The 22,302-nt window shown below is 42.8% G+C and carries 19 protein-coding genes; 11 read left to right on the top strand and 8 right to left on the bottom strand.

What is annotated here, in order from left to right:
- Positions 1-183: 183 nt before the first annotated feature.
- Genes JMX96_RS09290 through ispH form a run of 3 tightly spaced genes read right to left on the bottom strand, consistent with a single transcriptional unit; the run spans position 184 to position 2,312 of the window.
- Positions 184-999 carry a thioesterase family protein gene (locus JMX96_RS09290; protein ID WP_201568767.1) on the bottom strand — a complete coding sequence of 272 codons (816 nt, stop codon included), beginning with the start codon at positions 997-999 and terminating at the stop codon, positions 184-186.
- A gap of 54 nt (positions 1,000-1,053) precedes the next feature.
- Positions 1,054-1,302, bottom strand: coding sequence for a hypothetical protein (locus JMX96_RS09285; RefSeq protein ID WP_201568766.1), 249 nt, complete (start codon positions 1,300-1,302; stop codon positions 1,054-1,056).
- A gap of 53 nt (positions 1,303-1,355) precedes the next feature.
- Positions 1,356-2,312 (bottom strand): 4-hydroxy-3-methylbut-2-enyl diphosphate reductase, encoded by a 957-nt coding sequence (gene ispH / locus JMX96_RS09280; protein WP_057761392.1) that lies wholly within the window; start codon positions 2,310-2,312, stop codon positions 1,356-1,358.
- Between the two features lie 373 nt (positions 2,313-2,685).
- Between ispH and gmk the strand changes: the two genes are divergently transcribed.
- From gmk to JMX96_RS09240, 8 genes are all read left to right on the top strand, one after another.
- On the top strand, positions 2,686-3,312 hold the full coding sequence (gmk, locus tag JMX96_RS09275; protein ID WP_102091897.1) for a guanylate kinase: 627 nt from the start codon (positions 2,686-2,688) through the stop codon (positions 3,310-3,312).
- A gap of 164 nt (positions 3,313-3,476) precedes the next feature.
- Positions 3,477-3,737: a DNA-directed RNA polymerase subunit omega gene (rpoZ, locus tag JMX96_RS09270; RefSeq protein WP_057761396.1), complete on the top strand. Its 261-nt coding sequence runs from the start codon at positions 3,477-3,479 to the stop codon at positions 3,735-3,737.
- A 339-nt stretch (positions 3,738-4,076) separates the two neighbouring features.
- Complete coding sequence (locus JMX96_RS09265) at positions 4,077-6,275, top strand: RelA/SpoT family protein (protein WP_201568765.1); 2,199 nt, start codon at positions 4,077-4,079, stop codon at positions 6,273-6,275.
- 105 nt (positions 6,276-6,380) lie between these two features.
- Positions 6,381-6,761 (top strand): RidA family protein, encoded by a 381-nt coding sequence (locus JMX96_RS09260; RefSeq protein WP_057761400.1) that lies wholly within the window; start codon positions 6,381-6,383, stop codon positions 6,759-6,761.
- A 174-nt stretch (positions 6,762-6,935) separates the two neighbouring features.
- Entirely contained in the window at positions 6,936-9,224 is a 2,289-nt protein-coding gene (locus tag JMX96_RS09255) for a primosomal protein N' (protein ID WP_201568764.1), read from the top strand.
- 234 nt (positions 9,225-9,458) lie between these two features.
- Complete coding sequence (locus tag JMX96_RS09250) at positions 9,459-10,640, top strand: cation diffusion facilitator family transporter (protein ID WP_201568763.1); 1,182 nt, start codon at positions 9,459-9,461, stop codon at positions 10,638-10,640.
- 307 nt (positions 10,641-10,947) lie between these two features.
- A complete protein-coding gene (locus JMX96_RS09245; protein ID WP_201568762.1) occupies positions 10,948-11,652 on the top strand; it encodes a hypothetical protein in 705 nt (234 codons plus the stop codon).
- A 90-nt stretch (positions 11,653-11,742) separates the two neighbouring features.
- Positions 11,743-13,629, top strand: coding sequence for a monovalent cation:proton antiporter-2 (CPA2) family protein (locus JMX96_RS09240; protein WP_114700593.1), 1,887 nt, complete (start codon positions 11,743-11,745; stop codon positions 13,627-13,629).
- 58 nt (positions 13,630-13,687) lie between these two features.
- Here JMX96_RS09240 and JMX96_RS09235 read toward each other — a convergent pair whose 3' ends face one another.
- Positions 13,688-14,617, bottom strand: a complete 930-nt coding sequence (locus JMX96_RS09235; RefSeq protein WP_201568761.1) for a DUF2628 domain-containing protein — start codon at positions 14,615-14,617, stop codon at positions 13,688-13,690.
- Positions 14,618-14,818: 201 nt separating this feature from the next.
- Between JMX96_RS09235 and trmB the strand changes: the two genes are divergently transcribed.
- From trmB to JMX96_RS09220, 3 genes are all read left to right on the top strand, one after another.
- Positions 14,819-15,658, top strand: a complete 840-nt coding sequence (gene trmB, locus JMX96_RS09230) for a tRNA (guanosine(46)-N7)-methyltransferase TrmB (protein ID WP_201568760.1) — start codon at positions 14,819-14,821, stop codon at positions 15,656-15,658.
- 1,058 nt (positions 15,659-16,716) lie between these two features.
- Positions 16,717-17,769: a recombinase RecA gene (gene recA, locus JMX96_RS09225; protein ID WP_201568759.1), complete on the top strand. Its 1,053-nt coding sequence runs from the start codon at positions 16,717-16,719 to the stop codon at positions 17,767-17,769.
- 40 nt (positions 17,770-17,809) lie between these two features.
- Positions 17,810-18,901 (top strand): regulatory protein RecX, encoded by a 1,092-nt coding sequence (locus JMX96_RS09220; RefSeq protein WP_201568758.1) that lies wholly within the window; start codon positions 17,810-17,812, stop codon positions 18,899-18,901.
- Between the two features lie 213 nt (positions 18,902-19,114).
- On the opposite strand, the gene JMX96_RS09215 is transcribed toward JMX96_RS09220, so the two are convergent.
- From JMX96_RS09215 to folP, 4 genes are all read right to left on the bottom strand, one after another.
- Positions 19,115-19,828 (bottom strand): YidB family protein, encoded by a 714-nt coding sequence (locus JMX96_RS09215; protein WP_201568757.1) that lies wholly within the window; start codon positions 19,826-19,828, stop codon positions 19,115-19,117.
- A 241-nt stretch (positions 19,829-20,069) separates the two neighbouring features.
- Positions 20,070-20,528: a hypothetical protein gene (locus JMX96_RS09210; RefSeq protein WP_201568756.1), complete on the bottom strand. Its 459-nt coding sequence runs from the start codon at positions 20,526-20,528 to the stop codon at positions 20,070-20,072.
- A 52-nt stretch (positions 20,529-20,580) separates the two neighbouring features.
- A complete protein-coding gene (locus JMX96_RS09205) occupies positions 20,581-20,862 on the bottom strand; it encodes a succinate dehydrogenase assembly factor 2 (protein WP_057761419.1) in 282 nt (93 codons plus the stop codon).
- 126 nt (positions 20,863-20,988) lie between these two features.
- The gene (folP, locus tag JMX96_RS09200; RefSeq protein ID WP_201568755.1) at positions 20,989-21,882 is read right to left on the bottom strand and encodes a dihydropteroate synthase; all 894 of its coding nucleotides are present in this window, start codon (positions 21,880-21,882) and stop codon (positions 20,989-20,991) included.
- Positions 21,883-22,302: the final 420 nt, after the last annotated feature.

The following is a 22,302-nucleotide window of genomic DNA, read 5'->3' as shown; positions in this document are numbered from 1 at the left end:
TCAGCTTTTTTGAAAATTGCGTATGGGTTTTCATAGTAACCTCTATGTCGATTAACATCGGCTTGTTAGTAATATTGTCTTGTTAGCTACTATTAGAACCATTTCTCTATTATTTGTATAATTAATTGATTACAATTTATCGTTTCATTTTTCAAAACCATAAAATGACTGACTCTTAGTTTTTTAACGTGGCATCGGGCGAATAGTAAGGATTTGCTCACTACGACCAAAAGGCCCTTGTACATCGTGCAATACTGCACTTGTCAGTCCGATACCATCATCGCCATATTGTTGTACAGCCTCGATACCGAGCCAGCGACCTTTTGGCGAGCGATGCATATGGATTTGCAAATCAGTATTGGGAAACATCCATTCTAACTTAGATAAACCAAGACCCAATCTTGGTACAACACCATTGGCAGTATCGACCATACCTAACAGATGCACCAAGTCATCAGTCGGCTCGCCTTCAATCATGTCGAGATCATTGGTAATCCATACCATACCGCGACCAGAACGACGGTCTTCTGTCGCTACTAGACGTACGCTCTCAATAAAGCCGCCCGGCCAACCTTTCATACCGTCCCAAACTGGCAACTCTTCAGGTTTGTATTCTGCTGGTTGATCTTCAAGTCCGGCAATCTCGCTGGTATCTTGAGTAATCAGTCGCCACGCTCTTGCAATGATAGCATCGCGGCCACGGCTACTCATGACCGCTTCGACCAGCTCAATAGTCTTACCCGGTCGGATACAGCGAGTAGTGATAGTAAAATCGTCAAGCGGTATTAGCCCCAAGATATCGAGGCTCACACGTGCGATACGGGTATTAGGTTGTGGCGCGAAGCTGTTAATCTCGGCTGTTAATAGGCCTGTTGCTGGCGCCATGTGCTGCTCATGCTCATTCCAAGCACCTTGAGCATGCTTGGTTGGCTGATAATGCGCCACACTAACACCGTCTTCTTGCAATTCTCGTTTAACAAATTTGTAATAAGCAGTCATAGCTATCCTATATTTGGTACTTTCATCTGTATTTTTTATTTAGGCTTGTACTTTTTATTTATGGATAAGCTCTTGTTTTCTGAGCGTGAGAATCCGGCGAGCTTTTTGTATGAAAAATAACAAACAGATCATGACTACTGCGAGCATTGCGTAGAAAAAGCCTTTATCTGCCATAAACTTCATAATATTCATAAACAATACAAAAACCACTGCTGCCATCACTAGCATATTGAGTTTTAGTTGCTTGTTGACTTCAGCGAGCGTGGCCTCTGCCAATACAAATCTGGCTTTTGGTTCTTTCATGCGACCTTATCCATATCAATGATGGTTCATACAAATACAAACACGAATATTAGTTACTTACCGACCTGAGTGACAGGAATCCGCAATGCTTTCGGCAGACTAAACGTCACATTTTCTTCAATACCAGATAGCTCACTAGGTAGATCGCCACCCCAGTCTTGCAACTGTTGCAATACTTCTTGGATCAACACTTCGGGCGCGGATGCACCAGCGGTCACGCCTATACTCTGCACACCATCTAACCAACGCTTGTCCATCTCACTGGCATTATCGATTAAATACGCTCGGCAATTCATACGCTCAGCCAACTCTCGCAAGCGATTAGAGTTTGATGAGTTTGGCGAACCAACTACCAAGACCACTTCACAGCGACTGGCCAAATCTTTTACCGCATCTTGGCGGTTCTGTGTGGCATAGCAAATGTCGTCTTTACGAGGGCCTTGGATACTAGGGAATTTTTCACGCAGCGCATCGATAACGCGAGCAGTATCATCCATCGACAAGGTTGTCTGAGTCACAAATGCCAAGCGTTCGGCATCTTGGACAGTTAATGCAGCCACATCACCTTCATCTTCGACCAGATGAATCTGCCCACCATGGCGACGGTTGAAACGCCCCATCGTGCCTTCGACTTCCGGATGTCCTGCATGTCCTATTAACACGGCATCCATGCCATCTTGCGCAAACTTTGCCACTTCGATGTGTACTTTAGTTACCAGCGGACATGTTGCATCGAACACTGTCAAATCACGACGCTCAGCCTCATCTTCGACTGCTTTAGAAACCCCATGAGCGGAGAAAATAACGATAGAGCCGTCTGGTACTTCATGAAGCTCTTCAACAAATACCGCACCACGATTGGCCAAGTCTGACACCACAAACTTATTATGCACAACTTCATGACGGACATAAATAGGCGGCTCGAAACGTGTCAATGCTTCATTAACAATCGCAATTGCACGGTCCACACCAGCACAAAATCCACGGGGATTGGCAAGATAAATTTGCATAAAAAGGCCTATCATTGGATAATTTATAGTTAAAACGTATTTTTGAATTTTTTATTCAAAAGTTGGGGCGAAATCAATGCTCTACTTTAGCATAATTTGCTTTTGTCGCTCTCTAAAATAGCTGTCTACTCATAGCAATATTTTGTGGGCAAATCTCAGCATGCTTACGACATATTGCAAAACCAGCTTTAACTTGTATAAAAGCAGTTTATAATAATGCATCTATTATAATTTCTATCGCCATACATGATGGCGTTTTTTATTTTTTCCAGTCTTTGTTTTTGACTGAGGCACTGCTTAACTTTTTATCAACACGCATTTATTACGATACATTTTACGAGTTACTAAGACACCTTCTATTAGGATAAATTGTATGACAGGTTCATTATTCATTGTTACTGCCGCTTCAGGTACTGGCAAGACTTCACTGGTCAAGCAGTTGCTTGCGACCACCAACGACTTGACTGTCAGCGTCTCACATACGACTCGCGCACCACGCCCGGGCGAGATTGACGGTCAGCACTATCATTTCACAGATACCGATAGTTTTACCAATGGTATCAATGCGGGTCTATTTCTAGAGCATGCTGAAGTATTTGGTAACTATTATGGCACGTCAGAGGAAAGTGTACGTACTCAGCTAGCGGCGGGTATCGACGTTATTTTGGAGATTGACTGGCAAGGCGCGACGCAAATCAGAAATATCTTTCCCGATGCCATTATGGTTTTTATTCTACCACCCAGCATTGCGACATTACGTCAACGTCTCTCGACCCGTGCGCAGGATTCTGTAGAAGTTATAGAGCGCCGTCTAGCTGGCGCGGTCACCGAAATGGCACAATACGTGAATGCTGACTATGTAGTGATCAATGATAATTTTGACGTAGCATTAGCTGAGCTAAAAGCAATCATCGTGGCCGACAGGCAGACACTTGGTCGTCAGCAGCAGCGCTATCATCGCACGATTAGCAACTTGCTAAACACTCAGGTAGAAGAGTAAACTACGCACAAGCAGCTAATCTCGTAAGTAGATATAAAAAGCAACTACGCGACTTGGCAAAAAATGCTATAATATTTAGCTATCCCCCTTTATATTTTTGATATTATTTTTATTGAGTGGCGGGCAAGGTCCGTTACTAATAAAAACAACCGAGGTAGCTATTTATGGCACGAGTGACGATTGAAGATTGTTTGGATAATGTTGATAATCGCTTTGAGCTAATTTTGGTCGCAAGCAAACGCGCCCGCCAATTGGCCAAAGGTATTGCCGAGCCGTTGGTTGACGTTGATAACGACAAGCCTACAGTATTGGCACTACGTGAAATTGCCGCTGGCAAAATCACACGCGACATCCTAAATCAGCCAGAGCATAATTTTGCTACTAGCTCATTAGATTTAGCATTATCAGGCGACCACAGCTTCTAATAAGCTGTTTTGATAAGATGTATTTCATAAAGGCAATCGTGTTTTTATAAAATAAATACACATCTTGATCAACTATAGAGACCACAGCATAGGCTGTGGTTTTTTGGTTGTAATAATAATGTATTGGCTATTTTGGTCACCATTTATCCCCAAAATAGACCACTGAGTGAAATTTTTTCATCGCCCACACGCTTATCAGTTGACATTGAAAGCGATTTGCGATTAATTAGAGAATGGCGTACTCATCCTTAAGTTTTGTATGGTAGGTCATTATTTAGCCTCCATTTGCTTCGGTAAGTGGCCCAATAAGTAGGTCATGGAAAATAGGATCATCATTTTATGAGTCAAACCCTACCCAAACTCAGTCATCACCTCGTCGATGATGCTCAATATAATTTACTACGTTCGGTAGGTTATCTCACTGCTGCTGAGCGCCGTGATATTGTTGATGCTTGTGAGTTCGGAGATATTGCGCACATTAAAGACAAGCGCAAATCAGGGGAACCTTATATCACGCATCCAATCGCTGTCGCTGAGATACTAGCGGGCTTTCGCTTAGATCGAGATACCATTATTGCAGCAATTTTGCATGATACGGTCGAAGACACCGAAGTTAGTGATGAGCAAATCAAGCAGCGTTATGGCGAAATTGTATCAAGACTGGTCGATGGTGTGACCAAGCTAAAGTCATCTTCGCATAACAAGCAGCAAAATAAAGCGGCCACCTTTCATAAAATTTTGACCGCTACCCTCGCTGACCCGCGTGTACTTATTATCAAGCTTGCTGACCGTCTACATAATATGTCTACGCTTGACGCGGTACGTCCTGAAAAACAGCGTACCACAGCTCAAGAAACCTTAGATTTTTATGTGCCATTTGCCCGATTAATGGGTCTGAATGATATTGCTGACTATATCGAAGTATTGTGTTATCGCAATTTAGACTCTGATATGTACAACAAGCTGTCTGATAAACTGCTACAGCATGGGCTTGGACGAAATTTTCAAAGAGAGTCGATTCATCGTTATTTGAGTATCGTACTAAACAACTTGGATCTCAATGGTCTGGTCAAAGTCTTAGATAATCGCGTGGTCATATATCGTCAGTTTTTCCGCAATCGCGGTGAGATTAATGCGCTACTGCGTCACTATGCATTTGAAATCGTCCTTGATAATATCGAAGCATGCGACAAACTGGCCTATTACTTAATCAAAAAATATCAGATTGATGATACCCATATTGCGGATAACATTCGTCGACCGCTACCAGGTGGTAACCAATCCCTCACCCTCATCTATGAGCGTGATAATGACGTGGTAAAGGTCACTATATTGACTAAGCAAATGCAGAGCGCTGCCAGACTTGGGGTCATCGGCGCAGAGCACGCATCTGATGTCAGTCAGTCAGTTATCCAAGCGTCACTGCGCAACATGAAAGATTTGGTTGATGAAGATAATCTGAATGAAAACAGTCCTGATTTCTCAGCAGCAGTCTCTACCATCAATGAGCTGATGGATTATCTGCACTCTAGTAAAATCATTTGCTACAGTCCTCAAGGCCGTGCTTACGAGCTTCCACAGGGTGCAACGGCGCTAGATTTTGCCTACGCGGTCGGGCCTATGATTGGTAACGTTGCCGTTGGTGCAAATATCGATGGCAAAGCTGCAAAGCTCGGCACTGTAGTAAAAAATGGACAGTCCGTTGAGATAGAAGTGAACAGTCACTCAGAACCAAAAGCTGAGTGGTTGGGATTTGTAGTGACTAACAAAGCCCGAGAAGAGATTTTACGTTGGTTCAAAGATCTATCTGTCGCTGACAAACAACACCATGGCAGGCAAGCATTAGATCGTGCGCTCAGAACGCATCAGAAAAGTTTTGATGATTTGACAGTTGCTGACTGGAAAGATCTGACTGAATGGCGCGGCCTAACTGAAAAAGATGCGTTATTTGAACAAATAAGCTCAGGTACGCTACTTCCTCAGCTAGTCGTGACACGTTTATTTAGCGATGAGCTGAGCGACCTACAGGCAAAAGTACATAGCGATGACATGACCCAACCGCAACAGCTGATTGCAAATGCTGCTGGAGTCGAGCTTGATTTTGCTAATTGCTGTCATCCAATATATGGCGACCCTATCGTAGGGCATTTATCGCGTCATGGTTTGGTCGTTCACCGTCATAAGTGTTTCTCACTGGATGACATCCGTAAGGACAATCCTTATCAGGTGATCCAATTACGTTGGCGCAATGACAATGCAGTCAAACAAGGTGACATCGGTGAGCACGATCTAAAAAACAGCGGCAAGATTCGTTTTCCTGCTTACTTAAAGCTCTCTATTGCACTTAGTGACGAGCAAATCAGTGAAGTTATCTATCACTTACGCCAGCTCAATATGGGTGTTGAAACCGTTGATGTTCGCAATACTGATACCATCATTCATATCGTGGTACGTAGCCGCAACCACTTAGCACAGGGTATCCGTGAACTACGCTCGCTGCTAGGTTTCCCTAACATTATACGGTTATATCAATTATAATAAGCACATTTGCATCACTGCTATAGTCGTGATGCAAATAGCTAAAATAGAACTGCTATTCTAGTAGCAATGAATCACTCACATAAAATATAAAAGGGACACCCCATGACTCGTCAAACCATCCAAACTGATAAAGCACCTGCAGCAGTCGGCACCTATTCACAAGCCGTAAAAGTCGGCAATACTGTCTATATCTCAGGTCAGCTTGGTTTTGATCCTGACACGATGGAGCTAAGAGAAGGTTTTAAAGCACAGGCTGAGCAAGTATTTGAAAATATCAAAGCTATCTGTGAAGCCGCTGGTGGCAGTTTAAATGACGTGGTCAAATTCAATGTATCTTTGACTGACTTGAGTGATTTTGCTGTCTTGAACGAAGTGTTTGTCGCCAATCTAAGCGAGCCATATCCTGCCCGCGCTGCCGTCCAAGTAGCTGCTCTACCTAAAGGTGGTGTGGTAGAAATCGAGTCTATTCTTTATATCGAGTAAGATGATATTTGATGCTTAATATTAGGTACTAATTGTTAAGCATCATTATTAAGTGCTCATTTTAGCAACAGCCTATAAGTTATATCACAATAAGCTTAGCATCATGCTAAGCTTATTGGTCTCTGTTCTATTATTCTGATCTCATATTCACCTAATAAGACTGCGAAGCCGTTTATGTTGGTACAAGTTGCTCTGCCCGTTCCCCTTTATCGGGTGTTTGACTATAGCCTACCAGCTGATATGCTTGCTTTACCAGACAGTACAATACCGACAATCGGCAGCCGTGTCGAAGTTTCGTTTGGTCGTCAGACTCTGATTGGCATTGTGATTGCTCATATTTCGCAAGATGATAGCAGCGTACCTGTTAACAAGATCAAACCTATTAATAAATGTCTAGATGCTGAGCCTATTTTGGACGCTGGCATGCTCAAGCTTGCCTATTGGTTGGCGCGCTATTACCATTATCCACTTGGCGACGTGTTAGCAGTTATCCTGCCAAGCCTTGTCCGTCAAGGCAAACCATTAGATTTACTGATTACCCATTGGCGAATTTTGCCTCATATCACTGATGATGATTTTCGAGCCAATGCTAAGAAACAAAAGCAGCAGTTCGATATGCTAAAGCTACATGGTCAGCACGGCGCCAGTGAAGATGTATTGCTATTAGAAGGGATGCAACGAGCCTTTTTAAAGACGCTAGAAGATAAAGGGTTAGTCGAGCGCTATATTCAGCCAAAACAAGCACCTACTCCAGTTAAACTGGCAAAAATGCCACTTGATCTCAATGATGAGCAGAAACTTGCTGTCGACGCTATTATTGCTGCCCATGAATCAGATACTTATACTGGTTTTCTGCTCAACGGTATTACTGGTAGTGGTAAAACTGAAGTTTATCTGCAAGCGATGCAAGCCGTACTAGAGGCTGGCAAACAAGTCCTTATTTTAGTGCCAGAGATTGGTCTCACACCGCAAACGCGGGCAAGATTTGCCAGTCGGTTTGCCGCCCATATTGTGCTATTACACTCTGGTATGACTAACACTCATCGCTTACAAGGTTGGCAAGACTGCCGCACGGGGCATGCACAAATCGTGATCGGTACACGTTCGGCTGTGCTATATCCCTTTGCAGACTTAGGCTTGATTGTTGTTGATGAAGCGCATGATGGCTCGTATAAGCAACAAGACACGTTACGTTATCATGCGGCTGATGTCGCTCTCTATCGAGGTTTGCAATACAAAATCCCAGTGATACTCGGTACTGCCACACCTTCTCTTGAGCATTTAAAACTGGTCGATGATGGCAAACTATCAGAATACCAACTGCTTACTCGTCCGGGCAATGCCAAACCTGCAACCATGCAACTGATCGATGCTCGCTTGCAAAGTACCCATCAACAAGCACAAGATGACGGTGCGCGCTATGATACAGGGCTGACGGATGCCATGATCGGGGCGATACGGCAAACGCTAGAGTCCGGTGATCAAATACTAATATTTTTGAATCGTCGTGGCTATGCGCCTGTTCTATTGTGCGAGGCTTGTGGCTGGCAAGCAGATTGTCCGCGCTGTGACGCTCACCTGACCGTTCACTATAATAGCCAATCCCAGCGAAACAGTTATTCAAGCAACTCGTACTTAAAATGCCATCATTGCGATTGGCAAGCCTATATCCCTACCGTATGCCCTGATTGTGGTAGTCAAAACCTAGACGCCAAAGGTATGGGAACGACAAGGCTTAGCGAAAATCTACATGCAATCTTTGCTAACCCTCAAACTAGCAAAGAGCTCTATCCGATTATTCAGATAGACCGTGATACCACAAGACGCAAAGACAGCTGGGAAAATATTTATGAGCAAATCAATAAAGGCAACCCTGCCATATTGGTCGGTACACAGATGGTCGCCAAAGGGCATCACTTCCCCAATGTCACGTTGGTTTGCTTACCCAATGCTGATCGCGGATTTTTATCAGCAGACTTTCGCTCACCAGAGCATACCGCACAGCTCATGATTCAGGTAGCTGGCCGTGCTGGTCGAGGTGACAAAGCTGGCCGCGTATTGATTCAAACGTTGCAGCCTGATAACGAGTTACTATTAAAACTGGTCAAAGACGGCTACTTGTCATTTGCACGCGAGCTACTGCAAGAACGTCAATTGATGGGCTTACCTCCTCATCGACATGCTGCATTGATACGCTGTGAAGGCAAAACTTTGGCAGCCACTACTCAAGCGCTCAAGGATGCTATTGCGCATTTGCCTAATGCTCATAACCTCGCTGTTCTCGGTCCTATTGATGCGCCCATGAGTAAAAAGAACAGCCGCTACCATGCACAGCTTTTGCTACTGGCCAAAGACCGTCGTCAATTGCACCATGTGTTGGGACAGTGGTGGCAGCCAGTGCTTGCCCTACCAAGCGCTAAATACCTTAAACTTACTTTGGATATTGATCCTGTCGGTTGGTAGTTCTCACGCAGCTCTCAACAAATGGGTGCATATCTTTCTACTCATCTCCTCATCATGTTTACTTCGTCGTTACAGCTTCTCATGCTTGGCTATGTTAAATTTATAACTCTCAAATGGTATGCGATAGAGGCTCTACGCCCACTCTACCTATAGCAAACATCACTTATTAGTAAACGTCACTTATCAGTAAGCACCATCTATCGAACGCAACTATCAGCGAATCTGAGTATTATTATGAATCCAAATAATCCAAACTCTGACGAGCACAATCATAGCCAACAGCATGATAATACGGATGTGCCTAAGTACGTTCGCGAAGATGAAGAAAATAACTACACTCAAGAAAACCAAGGCCATCACGATCATGATGAGCATCTAGAACAGACAACCACAGCACGAGATACCAAAGGCTATCAGCGTACCTTGCTGTTCAGCTTTATTATCATTACTGGTTACATGTTTATCGAAGCCATTGGTGGTTGGCTTACCGGTAGTTTAGCCTTGCTATCTGATGCAGGGCATATGTTAAGCGATGCGATAGCGCTTGGTGCCACTTTGGTCGCGTTTAAAATCGGCGAAAAAGCGGCCACTCACCAGAAAACCTTCGGATACAAGCGTTTTGAGATATTAGTCGCTACGGTAAATGGCGCGACACTTGTCATAATTGCTTTGATGATTTTTTATGAAGCGATCAAACGCTTTAACTCACCGCCAGAAATTGCGACCCAAGGCATGCTTATCGTGGCGACTATCGGTATGTTAATCAATATTCTGGTCGCTTGGCTAATGCACCGAGGTAGTCAAGGTGGCGAGTCACACGACCATAATCATGGTACGGATGATGCCAAGGTCGCAGAGCAGAAACCTAATAATGCAGAACCCGTTAACCTCAATATGCAAAGCGCCTATTTGCACGTATTGAGCGATTTATTAGGGTCAGTGGCTGCGATTATCGCTGCGCTACTTATGATGGGTTTTGGTTGGGTATGGGCAGACGCAGTGGCATCAGTAATCGTTGCCGTACTTATTTTAATTAGTGGCTACCGCGTCGTACGTGATTCTGTGCATATATTGATGGAAGGGACGCCTGCCAATATATCGCTAGTCGATGTGGAGCAAAAATTACTCGAAGACTCTCAAGTACAAAAAGTACATGACCTACATGTTTGGAGTATTACTAGCGGTCTCAATGCACTCTCTTGTCACGTGGTGGTCGATGGTGAAATGAGTATCCATGAATCAAATATTCTAATTGCCAGTCTAGAACAAAGACTGCTAGAGCTTGGTATTCACCATGCTACTATTCAGGTCGAAAGCTCGTCTCACCCGCAAAATATCGCACATAGCGATGCATTGGTCTGTGATATTTCGGGACAGCTACCTGATGGTAATAGTCATATTGGTCATAACCATTGACGATACATTTTCAGCTAAGTGTCTGAATAGATAAGGCAGTAATTCGAACCCTAATCTAGCAAATATAGGCATAGTCATCTCATATTGGCTCATACTAAAATTTACGTGGAATTAGGAATTTAATTTTGGTCAAATTAGAGCAGTTATGATTTGCGACAAACTTTTGTTTTATTCGATTCAAAAAACTCAAGTCCAAATCGGCTTATATGGTTATAATAACTATTATAAAGTTTTGTTTAGCACCCCAGTTAATTTTTATAATCATACTTTTTGGTATTTTCACTCTATCTATTGATGATACAACACTATGTCTAGACGCTCAGCACCCTTTGTCGCCCCAGACTATATCGATGATCCTGCATCAAAAGATGGCAAAAAACACGCCAAAGTTTTGTTATCAACGCTGCAAGAAGACATTGCAAACTTTCGTAATGAACAGTTTCCACCTGATGTTTTGCGCCAAATTCGTGATATGCCTATTTATGAAGGCAACTTAGCCGAAGTCCAAACCTATCAACAACGTTGGCAAAATCTGCTTGAGCGTGCAAAGGATTTTTATCCAGCGGCCAATATGCCACCTGATTACTTGCCACTTCCTGCCAGCCTTGAAATACCACAATTCATCTATCATGTTCAGCGTCTACACTTGACTAAGACGCGCGCTAAAGAATCTAAAAGCTTTGGGTCAGTAGGTGCTCTGACCGATAAGTGTGGTCAATATACGGATGATGAAATCGAGCGTATGACAGCGGTGTTAGATAACGACGAGGAAGCGCGACTGGTAGCGCATCGTGAATTTATCGATCTGCGCGCTTATGTTTTTTGTCGCGATAGTAAGGGCGAGATGCTAGAGCCTGAGCGGGTACGCTTTTATCGTACCGGTCTTATTGTACATGCCCTGCCTGACTTTAAGATTGTTGATAGTCGCCAGACACCGCGTAAACGCCGCAACGATGCTTATAATAATCCGCTTGCAGACAATGGTGTGTGGAAAATTTATCGCAAAAAATAATAGATACTAGCGCGATATCGTTTTAGCCATACTGATTTTAGTCACGTTTATTTTATATTGTATATTTTATTCAAATTTTAAGGAGCCCAGATGTTTGCTGCCGCCGCCGGCTCACCAAATCTCATGTTGCAAGCCACTATATTTTTGGGAGCAGCATTGCTCTTTGTCCCTCTTGGTAAACGCTTCGGCATTGCAACGGTTTTAGGCTACCTCATCACTGGACTCATATTGGGCCCAAGTGGCTTGGATGTGGCAGGCGACGCTGAAAGTCTATTGCACTTTTCAGAGTTTGGCGTGGTCATGCTGCTGTTTATTATCGGGCTTGAGCTACAGCCTTCGCGGCTCTGGGCATTGCGCCGCTCTATATTTGTATTGGGCGGTTTGCAGGTCGGTTTAACTGGTACGCTACTGATGTGGCTCCTACATCAGTTTTTCTCCTTACAACTAGATACTGCCTTTATCGTTGGTTTTGGTTTAGCCCTGTCTTCTACCGCGTTTGTACTACAGATACTGACTGAAAAACAGCAGCTTTCGAGCACGCATGGTCGAGAAGCCTTCACCATTTTATTATTCCAAGATATTGCGGTCATTCCATTGTTGGCAGTCATTCCGTTCTTATCAGGGGTGCGTGAGCAAAGCTACGATTTAATTTATTTTGGTAAGGTATTTGCTGTCTTTGCCGGTCTGATTTTTGCCAGCCGTTATGTGGTTCGACCCTTCTTCAAATTTGTGGCTTCCAGTGGTGCGTCAGAACTACTGACAGCGGTCGCGCTATTTATCGTGATGGGCGTGTCTATTTTGATGGGTCAAATCGGTCTATCAATGGCATTAGGTGCATTTTTGACAGGTGTGTTGCTCGCTGATTCTGAGTATCGTCACGAATTAGAAGCCAGTATCGAACCTTTTAAAGGATTGCTGTTAGGTCTATTCTTTATGTCGGTCGGTATGCTTACCGACGTCAAACTCATTTTAGCAGAACCCATCTTTATTATTGGCTGTGCGCTCGCCTTGATGTTTATCAAGTTTGCAGTGATTGCAGGAATTGCAAAAGTATCGGGCAATCGCTGGCCGACGAGTATCCGATTGGGCGTGACCTTAGCTCAAGGTGGTGAGTTTGCCTTTGTCCTATTCAGTGTTGCCACTGCCCAAAATGTCTTACGTCCTGAGCTTGCTAATACTCTCAATCTTGTGGTTACCATCTCGATGGCGCTGACACCTTTGGCATTCTTATTGTTAGAAAAAGTGGGTGAGCCGTTATTTGCCAAGAGCAAACCAAGTCGCGAATACGATACCATTCCTGATCATGAACATCAGGTCATTATTGCGGGCTTTGGCCGCGTTGGTCAGATTATTGGCCGTGTACTGCGCATGCATAATATCGAATTTACCGCTATCGAACGCTCTGCAAACCGAGTAGATTTTGTAAGAAAGTTCGGTAACCAAGTATATTATGGCGACCCAAAGAACCCTGAGATTTTACGAGCGGCAGGCATTCAAAAAGCGCGAGTGTTTATTCTCGCTATCGATGACTTAGAACGCTCTATCACTACCGCTCAGTATCTTCGTAAAAATTATCCTGAACTAATTGTATTGGCAAGAGCACGCGATCGTCAGCACTATTATCGCTTGCGTGAGGTTGGCGTGCGGCACATTTGGCGTGAGACTTATTTGTCGTCTTTGGACATGTCACGCGAATCACTACAGTTATTAGGTATCTCACCAGAAAAAGCGCGAGAAACAGTAAAAACATTCCGTGATTATGATGATGACTTGATCGAACGCCAACAAGCTATCTACGATGATGAAGCTAGCATGATTGAATCCGCGCAATCAGCAATGGCTGAGCTTGAAAGCTTGTTTGACGAAGATATTGGTAAAGCACGTAAAATGGATTTAACCGATTTTTATGAGGCGTTAAAGAGCCAAGCAACACCAGTTGAGGAAAAAGATGATACTGCAACGGATTCTAAGCATTAACCCTAAGCAGTAGCTCTCAGCACTAGCAACACCTACAAGCACTCGTGAAATACAGTCCCTAATCAGCTATGCAGTTTTTAGGGGCTTGTTTTTTATTCAGTGAGCTTATGCAATCCCAGTTATCACTTTCTGGTGAATGATAAAAGACCAGCGTCTGCTCGTTTAAATAGCGTATCGGAAACGTCACGTTCTGAATCGTTGCTACTACCGCACAGTCGGTTTCTGGCACACCAGCGGCCTGAGTATCGACATGCATGCGTAGTTGCTGCTGCTCGGTGCTGAGAGGCAAATCTACTGGACACTGCCCCGTCTGCTGATAAATCAACGCCACTCGGTTTTGGGCATTCTTTGCAATATCATAAGCGTCAAACAACACTTCATTTGCTTTTGGCTTAGCGATAATAGGCAAAAACTGCACCTTAATGACCAATAGCGAAAACGCAAAAAAACCAAACCCTAATGCCAATCCAAACAAGCTAACGCCACCTTCTCTTTGCAGATGCGCCTTCTGTGCGGCCTCATCTCGCGGATAGTCATTTATCGCATCAGCGATCTCACGCCTTGCCATTCGGTAGTAATACGCATCTGTCCAACGTGCTACCATAAACGACCAAAATAGCCAAATAACAGCAGCAATACCGATACGTGTTGCCATCTGATAAGCATCTGGTACATAGGACATCGCTACAAATTCAAAGGCGACTAGCACCAGCGCGACATTAAGCTGGATAAAAGACCACCCTGCAACACTATAGACAATCGCATCCATATAGCGCTTGCGATATAGCAGCCAAGGAAAGGTGATAAAAAACGCAGCCCAATGCCATTTTGGTGACAGATAACCTTGCTGATCAAACTGCTCAAAACGTTTGAGGTAATAACGCTGGGTACGATTACCGATGAACCACTTGTCTAACTGCTTACGTTTAGTAGGTGTTAACGACTCTTGATAAAATGGTGGCGGTGAATCTGTCTCTATAAATAACATGGCAACACGCTCTACTTACTGACTCTTAGAAAAAGCATTTAAAAGATACCAGTATATGATAACGCTAAAACCCGTGTGTAACATAGAGAAACCACAGCACTGACCAGCAAATACGCGAAAATAGGATTGTCCGTTCACAGTTGTATGGATTTAACTTATAATAAGCAAACATCACCCACCTAATTAAGCCTTACGAATCCTATGAGTCAACATTCTGATATCAATGACAACGTCAATAGTACCAATACTACTGATGAGCAAACCCTTAATAGCACAAGCGAGCCTATCGATATCGATAACAGCACTAGCCAAGAGATAGAACCGACCTCTGACAAGCATATCCGCATCGTCAATACGTTTATGAAGCGCCGTACGCACATGAACAAAAACGCCGAGCTTGCACTAACTGCTCCAGAATTTTCTGAGTATTTGGTCAATAACAGTTTTGGTGATGGCGATCTTACCGGTATTGACAACTTACGTACGTTATTTGCTGATAGCCCTAACGGTCCAGATGCGCCGCTTACGGTAGAGATTGGTTTTGGCTTGGGTGATTCGTTTATTGAAATGGCGGCCGCTGACCCTACTCGTAATTTTGTCGGTGTAGAAGTGCATGAGCCTGGTATTGGTAAATGTGCTTATATGGCTGGCACCCAAAATTTGAGCAACGTAAAAATCATCAACGGTGATGCCATTCAATTGCTCAAGCAACTACCAGAAAACCATATCGACCGTATTCAGCTATACTTCCCTGACCCATGGCAAAAGAAGCGCCACTATAAGCGTCGTTTTGTCAGTCCTGAACGTATGACCATCGTTACGCGCAGCTTAAAACAAGGCGGCTGGTTCCATACAGCAACTGACTGGGAGCATTATGCGTTTTGGATGGTTGAAGTATTGGATGGTTTCGCTGGACTGACCAACAAAGCAGGTACAGGTAATTTCACTGAGCGTCCTGACTTTCGTCCAATGACCAAGTTTGAGCGTCGTGGCCTCGACCGTGGGCATGGCGTCTGGGATTTGATCTATATCAAAGACTGATCAATACAGCTTTACTTTTGATAATTTTGACAAAGCGGCTATCTGATGTAGCCGCTTTTTTGTGACCTTTTATAGGCTGTAGAAAATATTTCTAAAAATACTAGACATCCTATGCATAACTATGTCTGCTGATATCTTAAGTGTATATCTTGAGTCATACTCCTGACTTTTAATGCCTATAGTATGATTATGCATAAAAAAAGATAAATTTATAATTTGTGAAACATAGCGCTCATAACGTTGTTCGTAGACAAAACTGCTTCTCTAAAGTAGTTAGAAACAAAATATAGAATCCGTTCCTCATACTAATTATCTACGTAAACTTATGTATTATAAGGCTTTACAGAGTTCTCCCCATAAGCTGTGGATAACCCTGTGCATAAGTCACTACTTGACAACTTTATAGCTAAGCAACTTAAAGGATAAGGTAAAATCGTTCATTTTTTATACAATTTATAAAACATTTAAAATCAATAACTTATATTAAATTCGTACACATAAAAAATTATTTTAAATAATTTCTAAAATAATTTAATTCTTCATAATGTTTCACAATCAGTAAAAATAAGCCTTTTATTTGTTGTGGACAACTCCTAAATCTATTGACAAGCATAGTCATTATAAGATTCAAAACAAGAGCGACCTATCGCATCTTTTCTATAGATTTTCAGTCTCATACCATACGACAGATAGTGTCGTCTAGCATCCCTCAACACTCATTATAGTGCCTTGCTTTTGTTATAATTACCTTATCAAATCAACAGCGTTAAGAAATTGATTCAAGTAATTAGCACGCCAAAGCTGACTTAAAAACAACGATAACGACAGTGTATTACGGACTTATCTTTACTTCTCTCGCTATTTAATTTTACTGTATAGTAGAACGATACATTTGATACTACTATCTATACCAGTCACGTGACAACCTATTTTTCGATAAAACAGCCAAACAATAATTGCCGACTTCATAACAGTCAGTATGCGTTTGCCAAAGGTTTTAACCGTACCAATATTTTATTTATAGCATCAACTTAACTACCGAAAACAAGGAATCCAATATGGACGACAATAAAGCCAAAGCCCTCAAAGCGGCATTAGGTCAAATCGAAAAGCAATTTGGTAAAAACACCATCATGCATCTAGGCGATGACTCGGCCATTATGGATGTCGATGTGGTCTCTACAGGCTCTCTAGGATTAGACATTGCGCTTGGCATTGGTGGTCTACCAAAAGGCCGTATCGTTGAAATCTACGGTCCAGAAAGCTCAGGTAAAACCACCATGACCTTGCAAGCTATTGCAGAATGTCAAAAGCAAGGCGGTACTTGTGCCTTTATCGATGCCGAGCATGCGCTTGACCCTGTTTATGCACGCAAGCTTGGGGTAAACACTGATGATTTATTGCTTTCTCAGCCTGATAATGGCGAGCAAGCTCTTGAAATTACAGATATGTTGGTACGCTCAGGCGCAATCGACATGATCGTAATTGACTCAGTAGCTGCGTTGACACCACGTGCCGAGATTGAAGGCGAAATGGGCGACTCACACATGGGTCTACAAGCGCGTCTTATGAGCCAAGCCCTACGTAAAATCACTGGTAACGCCAAACGCTCTAACTGTATGGTGGTATTTATTAACCAAATCCGTATGAAAATCGGTGTTATGTTCGGTAGCCCTGAAACGACGACTGGTGGTAACGCACTGAAATTCTACGCCTCTGTACGTATGGATATCCGCCGCATTGGTGCGGTCAAAAACGGTGATGAAATCATCGGTAACCAGACCCGTGTCAAAGTTATCAAAAACAAAATGGCACCACCTTTCCGCCAAGCTGAGTTTGAAATTACTTACGGTGAAGGTACGAATCACTTAGCCGAAGTCATTGACTTAGGCGTGGAGATTGGAGCCGTTGGCAAAGCAGGCTCTTGGTACAGCTATGGCGACGAAAAAATCGGTCAAGGTAAAGCCAACTCTGTGCTTTTCTTAAAAGAGAACCCTGCCATTGCTCAAGAAATTGAAGACAAGATTCGTGACGAAAAGCTTGGTACGAAAAAAAATAGCAAAGCCGACGAAACTGAAGAAACAGAACAGGCTTCTGAACCTGTACAATAATGGTTTAATGATTAACCGTTGCCAGTCACTATGATTCATTATGAAAATTAAAACCTTAGCTGAAATTCTAGCTGAGTCGGGTGCCGACTCAGCTAGTTCTGTTGATAGCAAACCAAAAAAACTGTCCAAAAACTCTCATACGAAAGAGCATAAAAAACGAGAGAAAACTAGTAAACGGACTACCCGCTCAAATAAAGATGATTCAGTCAAGAATGACGCTACTATTGATACAGCGTTTTTCGAAGACTCCTCTCCTAAGTCAAAAAAGAACTCTAAATCTAAAAAACGTAAAAAGCGTTTTCACCCAGCAGCCAATTTTACCGCTGAGCCTAGTGATACCCCTACATATCAACCCCCTGAAGCACAAACCATCAAAGAGATGCTGGCAGAAGTCAAACTCGACATTCATAATGACGAAATTAGTGATGGTTTGACAACTGGTACTAGTGATAGCACTGAGCCGCTATCCAAAAACTCAGAACATGAAGCTGAGTTTTTTGCTATCAATGATAGTGAAACAGACAGCCAAAACGATAACATACCAGCCGCGCTCAAAGCCTACTTACGAACCCCTGAACAAAAACAAGCAGAAATCGATGCGATTAAAGCTGAAAGTCGATTGCGTTGGCTCGCATTTTATTATTTATCACGCCGTGAATACGGTAAGGCTGAGCTAAAGCAAAAGCTGATCGACAAAGAGCAAGACCCAGAAAAAATTGACGCACTGCTCGATGAGTTTGAAGAAAAAGGTTATCAAAGTGATTATCGCACTATCCTAATGTTGATACGTGAGAACATTCGCAAAGGCCGCGGACGTGGTCGGATCAAACAAGAATTCTATCGCAAGAAGATTGCTATGCCAGGTAACATCGATGAGCTAATCGATCTGGCAAATACTGAGTCTGATGAATTTAGTGAGTTTGTAGATGATGATGCAGACAACCTAGTCGATGGTGTGGATTGGCTGAAACTGGCGGTGATAGCACGTACCAAAAAATACGGTAATGACATACCAGTTGAACAAAAGGAAAAAGCCAAGCAGTTACGTTTTTTACAGTATAGAGGGTTTAATACCGATATCTGCTTCGCAGCACTTAACCATACTACAGAGACGCTAGACGAGCGATTTTAAGGACTTGCTATTGCTATCGCTATCACTGTCCCTGCCAAACGGTATTTATCGACAGTCATACTATTATGACAAATGTAAAAAAGAGCACGTTATATAACGTGCTCTTTAATCAATACTGCCAGAAACAGTACTGCCAGTTATTTTAATTGAGGCGGCTTTTAAGTATTCAGTTAGAAATTTTCGAATTTTGAGCTGCCAAACTACTTGAACAAACTACTTAAAATTACCAAGACGGCTAGATAGCTGACTAATGATTTGATCTATCTCTTCATTGGCTTCAGACTCATTATCCAGATTGCCATTAGGCGTTAGCTGATTCATTACCTCAGGCAATAGCTCAGCGAGCCCTTGTCTTACCTCAGTTTCATTAGCACCAGTATGAGCGGCCACTTGCTGAATTTCATTTTCATCAAATAAGCGGTTGATTTCGTTTGGATCTAAATTATCGTTTGCTTCGTTATTACTCATCCAAGAGCCTGCTTGACCTTCATAGCCCATACCAGTGATTTTCGACAATGCACCGCTCAAACCACCATTACGTTTGATCCAGCTAAGTACCATAGGCATCAATGCTGCAACGAGCATACCTTTGCCACCAAACCCACTATTAGTACGCTGACCACCTAATACGCTACCTAAAATATCACCTAGTCCGCCAGCACCTGAACTCATACCGCCGCGCTGACTACCGCCCGTGAGACCACCAACGATGTCATCTAAGCCAAAACCATTATCTGCTTGACGACTATTTTGTTGAGGGCTATAACCACCTGCCTGACTGCCACCGCCCAGCACACTACCTAAAATATCACCTAGTCCGCCCGTCTGCCGTGTTTCAGTACGTTGGTTAACTGGATTGCGCTGAGCATCGTCTGGATTCATTGCACTACGTGCCACTTGGCTCACTAAATTCCCTAATAAGCTCATTATCTATTCCTCTTTTTATCCTATTGTTTACTACAAAAATACTGCTAAAAATTGTGAAACCTCATATCTGCCTACATTTTTTTTAATAAAAGGACAGCAGACTTACGAGTTTTATTTTCTATTTTTAATATAACAGATTTTAATATAACAAACCTCTTTGTGCTTGGAGTTAGCTATTTTGTTATGACGTGTAGGGATTTTTCATCGTAAAAGGAAAAACCTAAGCTCCATAAATACTCAGCTATCTAATATTACCCTTACTGATATTGGCTAAAATATTTAATTGTCGCCATTGCTCGTGATTTACTTGGTCGCGAAATATAGTCGTCGAAAACGATCTTTGATAAGGCTCAACGATCTTGAACTCGATACTCATCGCCCACTGGTAGTGATTTATATCGATTAACTCTACTTGCCATAACTCATCGCCGCGTCCCGTTCGTATCAGTAATTGCCATTCTTTATCGACACGCTGACTGAGCAATGGCTGACTAATATGTAATAGTATCGGTCTCGATATAATCAGATAACTTGCAACTGCTGCCGAGACTATTAAGATTAGTAAATACTGCCACAAAGTCAAAGATGCAAACCATGCCAATATCATCATAACGCCAGTCAAGCCTACATATAGCAGCGCGCGTACATAACTGGCAGGCTTGATAGCTGTATCAATACGTAGCGAAGTTACTGGCGTCATATAAGCGTACCATGGGAAACGTTAGATATTGTACTGACCCATTCTTTAAAAGCTAAACCAAGTCTTTGGTATGGCGCCATGTTTTTATCTTATTGACCAACGCCCAGATGTCATCCTCTTCTGGACGATTTTGATTGGTAAAATAGTCTAGCAAGTCTGGGTCTTCATGAGTGAGCATTTCTGCAAATGTTGCTTGTTCAGTAGCATCTGCTGTCAGATACAGCTCCTTGACGTAAGGATCAATATAAAAATCCAATTCTTTTAATCCGCGGCGAGCTTGATAGATAATACGGCGCTGTTCATTGGTTGGTTCTGGCTGAGTTGTACTTGTCATAGATTTACTCTTATTAATTGAGATAGTTTTATTGGTTTAGACAGTTTAAAAATAGACGTTAAGCATAGCGTATAGAATATTTATAGTCTTAAAATCTCGCTATGCATTCGGACATGTAGAATGAAATTAACAACGATATTCTGACAGTTGACTCCATAAGGCCACTGCTTGCTGCATCATCGCCACATTATGCGTACGAATGATACTTGCGCCTTGTTGTACGGCCAATAGCCCAGCAGCGGTTCCTGCCGAATCACGCTCTACCGCTTGCGTCGTACTCACAGCTTCAGACCCACTTTTGGTCAATACTTCTGCTAAAAAACGCTTGCGAGAAATGCCAAACATCATTGGCAGCCCTAATGTCTGCAAGCTGCTCAGCTGACTTAATAATGCGCAGTGATGCTCATAGTTCTTAGCAAAACCAAAACCTGGGTCGATAATGATATTGCTTTGTTTGACGCCGATGCTGACTACTTCGTTAATACGGTCGAGCAGCTCTGTACGCACTTCATCGATCACATTGTCATACTGTGCCAGATTATTCATTGTCGTTGGCTCACCGCGCATATGCATTAGCATAACAGGTATATCAAGCTTAGCCGCTAGCTCTGCCGCACCAGTACGTTTCAGTGCTCGTACATCGTTCCAAATATCAGCACCTTCATTAAATGCTGCCTGCATGACTTCAGGGCTGCTAGTATCAATCGATAACCAAATAGCATCACCACAATGCTGACGAATGGCTCGAACCACTGGCACAACTCGTTGTATCTCGTCTTTAGTCGCTACAGTTTGCGCATTTGGACGAGTAGATTCACCACCAATATCGATAATAGTAGCGCCTTCATTCATCATCTGCTGACAATGAGCGACGGCTTTATCTACTGCGTTAAACTGCCCACCGTCTGAAAATGAATCTGGCGTTACGTTCAAGATACCCATGATATGCGGCTGCGACAAATCTAAGGTTTTATCACGGCTAGATACTTGGTAGTTGGGTAAAGGTTGGAAAAATGACATGAATAATCCATCACAAGTAAAATTTATAATGCAGCTTTAGGGCGTATTGAACATTCGACCATGGCACTGACAGAGACTATTTTTTAGACAGTTCGACGTTAAAAATAGTAAGTTTAGTCATTCTAAGCGTGTATTTTTAACAATGAAATGGCAAAAAAGAGTGCTGTCTCCTTCTGTTAATATTAGAGCTGAGCCTAAAACTGCCCCCAGATCCATACAAGCAGTACGTTGCAAACCTAGTTAAGGCTGGAGCATTACCGTCACTTTATGCCTTGTCTGGAACAGTTTTAGCGATTAGCAGTGCCTATTTGTGAATGTTCAATACGCCCTATTTATTGTTATCTACGCTTATGATACCAGTAAATCTTATAGGGTTCTAAACCCTTCATAAAATGATGACAATAAAAAAGCCCTTTATCG

The organism is Psychrobacter sp. JCM 18900 (genome assembly GCF_904846625.1).
Lineage (GTDB): Bacteria > Pseudomonadota > Gammaproteobacteria > Pseudomonadales > Moraxellaceae > Psychrobacter.
This window is presented reverse-complemented; position numbering and strand designations above follow the sequence as displayed.